The organism is Geobacillus sp. B4113_201601 (assembly GCF_001587475.1).
Classification (GTDB): Bacteria; Bacillota; Bacilli; order Bacillales; family Anoxybacillaceae; genus Geobacillus; species Geobacillus icigianus.
The window spans coordinates 49,155-52,525 of record NZ_LQYX01000101.1; the positions used below are offsets into that span (position 1 = coordinate 49,155).

Annotated in this window: 4 protein-coding genes and 2 pseudogenes; 4 read left to right on the plus strand and 2 right to left on the minus strand. The window is 40.5% G+C overall.

The window, feature by feature from the left end:
* Positions 1–588, minus strand: a pseudogene (locus B4113_RS20765) (IS701 family transposase); the annotation flags it as partial.
* 277 nt (positions 589–865) lie between these two features.
* Here B4113_RS20765 and B4113_RS14815 point away from each other — a divergent pair.
* The 4 genes from B4113_RS14815 to B4113_RS21270 are packed head-to-tail and all read left to right on the plus strand — an operon-like array spanning position 866 to position 2,668.
* On the plus strand, positions 866–1,609 hold the full coding sequence (locus tag B4113_RS14815; RefSeq protein WP_235598024.1) for a hypothetical protein: 744 nt from the start codon (positions 866–868) through the stop codon (positions 1,607–1,609).
* 19 nt (positions 1,610–1,628) lie between these two features.
* Positions 1,629–2,363 (plus strand): AAA family ATPase, encoded by a 735-nt coding sequence (locus B4113_RS14820; RefSeq protein ID WP_061912629.1) that lies wholly within the window; start codon positions 1,629–1,631, stop codon positions 2,361–2,363.
* The gene (locus B4113_RS21040; RefSeq protein WP_033023701.1) at positions 2,341–2,556 is read left to right on the plus strand and encodes an insulinase family protein; all 216 of its coding nucleotides are present in this window, start codon (positions 2,341–2,343) and stop codon (positions 2,554–2,556) included. The genes B4113_RS14820 and B4113_RS21040 overlap by 23 nt, the downstream gene beginning before the upstream one ends.
* Positions 2,480–2,668 carry an insulinase family protein gene (locus B4113_RS21270; protein WP_160331380.1) on the plus strand — a complete coding sequence of 63 codons (189 nt, stop codon included), beginning with the start codon at positions 2,480–2,482 and terminating at the stop codon, positions 2,666–2,668. Before B4113_RS21040 ends, B4113_RS21270 begins: the two co-directional genes overlap by 77 nt.
* Before the next feature lie 56 nt (positions 2,669–2,724).
* Here B4113_RS21270 and B4113_RS19050 read toward each other — a convergent pair.
* Positions 2,725–3,371, minus strand: a pseudogene (locus B4113_RS19050) (transposase); the annotation flags it as partial.

Here is a 3,371-nt window from a genome sequence, read left to right on the forward strand (position 1 = left end):
GTAGAGAATCCGGTTCGTCTTGAGCATGGCGATGACATCGAATCCTTGTTTCAGACAGGCTTCGATGAGCGCTTGGGACGGATACCACGCATATCGGCCGAGTCCACTTTTCTTTGAGCGAGGAAAGCCTCTCGATCGCTAGGTCGATCTTGCTTCTTCCCGCCGTCTTGTCATACAAACGAAAGGCGAACGGAAACGCTTGCGTGAAGGTGTGCACCATCCGCCAAACGAGCGAATGCCCCCAGACGGATGGATGATCGTTGTGCGAGTAGTGCCAACCACACCCTTGAATGGCGTGGGCGGCCCGTGACGAAGGCTTCGTTTTTTGGCGAATGGGATCATCAATCGAAACAAAAAGGGGTTGATTCTCCCGTTTGGCCAGGCGTTCGATCTGGCGAAGGATCCATTCTTGCAGCTTCTCAAGCAGTTTTTCCTCGTTCCAAGGGCTTTTCGTGAAAAAGTGGCTCAGTGTCGTTCGATGATTCGGGTGAAAATCCCTGAACATCCCTTGGTCGTCAAGGTATCGACAAGATGAACGAGATGCTTGATGACCGGTTTCGAGAAATCAAGTGCCAATCCCAGCGTCATGAAAAATGGGTGGATTCCTTAATGATGTGTTCATCGATTCCTAAGACATGAACCTCCTTGTGGGTAGTTTGAGCACATCTATTTTACTTAAGGAATCGGGTTCATGTCTCCTTTTTTGTTTAGTTGTCAATTTATGTTAGCAAATTTGCTCATCTACAGTTAATTAAGATCATCATAAACCACGTACACATCCCAACCCTCGAAAAAATAGGTGTTTCAAAGTATGAAAGAAAGAGTTGTTTGTTAAATATATTTAAGATAGATGGAGGGTGGTTTTATGTCAAGAAAAAGCTGGGAGTTTTTTATTCTGTTCAACAAAGAAGTTTTTTATAACAAAATCGCATTGCTTTGGACACTTGTTATTCCTTTGTTTTTCATGGTATTTAACCATCTTTCTTGGTTGACTAATCCTCCGGACTTCGAATCATTTAAAAATAATATTTTTTTATATTGGAGTTTTATGATTTTAATTACCGCAATAAGCGGTGTAGGGATTTCTATTCTCATGCTTCGAGATAATGGTTTTTTGAAGATGTTTAAATTTATTGGTCGTAACAAACTACCAATTATATTGGGAAAGATTGGGTCACAATGGTTTTTTGTCACTATCAATCTTATTATTTTTACCGTCGCAAGCTCTTTACTGTTTCACCAGCCTGTATTTTATGTATTAATCATTGCCATCATAATAGCTATTATAGTACCAATACCTATTTTCTCTCTTTTCCTATGGATAAGTTCTTTGCCGTATCGTCAGGAAACTATTTCGCCGATATTTACTATTTTGATGTTCCCTCTTATATATTTTGCAAATGTTGAGGTGAAAGATAAAAGCTTATTATTATTAAATCCTGCTAGTTTTATACTAAATGTATCTAAACTTATTTCAGATGTAGTTTCTAATCATGGTTGGGATATAACATTATCGTATACATTAGTAGTGATCATGGGGGTTTATATTTTAATAGGAATCTTTTCTTATAAAATAATAGCTATTATACCTAAAGCAGGTCGAATATAAATAAAAAGGAGAAGAAAATATGAAAATACATTCTCTAACTCATTACTATAAAGGCCGTTCATCCCCTGTTTTAAACCAATTATGTATTGAATTTGATCCAAATAAATTAAATGTAATTGTAGGATTAAACGGGGCTGGAAAGACAACGTTATTAGATATTATAAGTGGTGTTATACCTTCTGCACAGTTTCATAGTTCATTTGCAGAAGAGGATGTTGTATATCAAGTGCAAGGTGTTCCGCTTCCGTCGACTATGAAAGGTAAGGACATTGTTCGCCTAATTCTTAAGTGCGATACACCTTTTTCTTTTTCAAAAAGTTTAAAGACATTTATTGAATCCTTAATGCCAAGAGAAAAAGAATTGTTAAACAGATTGTGGGATGTAAGAATAGGAGACATGTCTGTTGGCGAAAGAAGATGGCTGATGATTAAATCAATTTGTCAACTTGAACGAAAACTGTATATTTTTGATGAACCTACTGCTGGTATTGATCCTGACACTAGAAATTATGTGCTTAATGGTATTAACCGTTTGGTCAAAAAAGGGAAGTTGGTTATTATGTCGACCCATATCCTCCATGAGTTAGAGTTTATTGATTGTAAAATACATTTTTTACATAAAGGTAAGATTCTATATGAAGGAGACTACGTGTCTTTTCTAAAAAAGCATAATACAGAAAACCCTGATATTGCTTTTCAAATGTTTATACAGGAGCAAGGGGGAGAGTTAAATGAGGAAACGATGTTTGTCTAATGGTCTTCGTCTACTAATTGACAAAATCCCTTACGCTAAATCAGTTTCTATTGGAGTAATGGTGCATGTAGGAACGAAACATGAAACAAAAGAGACGAATGGAATAGCTCATTTCATTGAACATTTGTTGTTTAAAAACCAACTTAATTTTAGGTGGGGGAAGGAACTCTCGTTTAAATCAAATCCTACGTGAAGAAAAGGGACTAGTCTATAGTGTATATTCACAAGCTATCATATTTGAGGAAATAGGGGTACTGAGAGTAATAGCTTCTACAAGTGAAGACAACTTAAATAAATTACTGTAGATGAGCATTTTTCATTACAGTAATTTCTATTCCCTAAGAGACAAACAGGGGACCCCTCAGGCGACATGGAGCTGTTTTTTGATCAAATCAATGGGAATCTCTTGCTTTGCGGCGTCATCGATGAGCTCGACGACGCTGTGCCCTTTCCGAGACCGAAGAAGCTCTAGGCCGGAAGAGAGGTCTTGTTGAGATTCCGCGATGCTGTATACACAGGCGAACAGCACCACGGCCCAATACCGTTTCACCGCCCGAACGTGACGAACACGGTCCACCTGACTTCAGCTGGTCTTTGGCCTGCCGGAAAACGCATTCGATCGACCAGTGTTGGGCATCGTAACGCAAGATGTCTTCGTCACTCAGCTCCTGGTCGGTGCTCAAGACGACATGGAGATGATCCGGTGTCATCGGTTCATCCGCCTTCCAAGCCAGCCGCACCATCGCGTCATCAAGACCGTTGAGCGCACCTTCGTAGCGGTGACACGATAGCGCTCGTTCCCCACCGTGACGAAGCGGGTGTCTTGGGGCTCGATATAGCGGGCGAACTCCTTCGTTTGGACGGCGATGCCGTTCGGATAGAGAATCCGGTTCGTCTTGAGCATCGCGATGACATGGAATCCTTGTTTCAGACAGGCTTCGATGAGCGCTTGGGACGGATACCAGGAATCCATGAGCACATACACCGGCTGAGCCCGCTTCCCCTTGA

Bases quoted from the DNA above. Each gene is read 5' to 3' on its own strand.
- B4113_RS14820 (WP_061912629.1), top strand. From the start codon at position 1,629: ATGAAAATACATTCTCTAACTCATTACTATAAAGGCCGTTCATCCCCT.
- B4113_RS21040 (WP_033023701.1), top strand. From the start codon at position 2,341: ATGAGGAAACGATGTTTGTCTAATGGTCTTCGTCTACTAATTGACAAA.
- B4113_RS14815 (WP_235598024.1), top strand. From the start codon at position 866: ATGTCAAGAAAAAGCTGGGAGTTTTTTATTCTGTTCAACAAAGAAGTT.